Below are 515 nucleotides of genomic sequence, written 5' to 3' on the forward strand. Positions count from 1 at the left end.
CTGGTCGTGCGTCACGAGGATGGTGGTGGTGCCGATGGTACGCTGGATCTGGCGCAGCTCGATCTGCATCTCCTCGCGCAGCTTGCGATCGAGCGCCGACAGCGCCTCGTCGAACAGCAGCACGTCGGGCTCGACCGCGATCGCGCGCGCCAGCGCCACGCGCTGGCGCTGACCGCCGGAGAGCTGATCGGGCCTGCGCCGCTCGAGACCTTCGAGCTTCACCAGCGCCACCATCTCGGCGACGCGGGCGGCGATGTGCGATTCCATGTCGACCGCGATCGCGCCAGTGTGCGCATGGAGCGCGGCTTTTTCGGTTGCGGAGGCGATGATCCGGTCCGCGCCGACCACGGTGCCGAGGTGAGCATTGGGGAGCGCTGCTGCCAGCCACTCGACCAATCCACCACCCCGGCGAAGGCCGGGGCCCAGTCGCAGAGACCGCTGCTCGTAAGCGCTGCGCGCACCATCTCACCGCTCACGACTGGGGCCCGGCCTTCGCCGGGGAGGCAGAAGATCGT

General features: G+C 69.5%; 1 pseudogene. It reads right to left on the bottom strand.

The features are described from left to right. Window positions 1-255, bottom strand: a pseudogene (locus AACY08_RS28740) (ATP-binding cassette domain-containing protein); the annotation flags it as partial. Window positions 256-515 lie beyond the last annotated feature (260 nt).

The sequence above is a fragment of the Pseudomonas sp. EL_65y_Pfl1_R83 genome, from assembly GCF_963970695.1.
In the GTDB taxonomy this organism is placed as follows: Bacteria; Pseudomonadota; Gammaproteobacteria; order Pseudomonadales; family Pseudomonadaceae; genus Aquipseudomonas; species Aquipseudomonas tritici.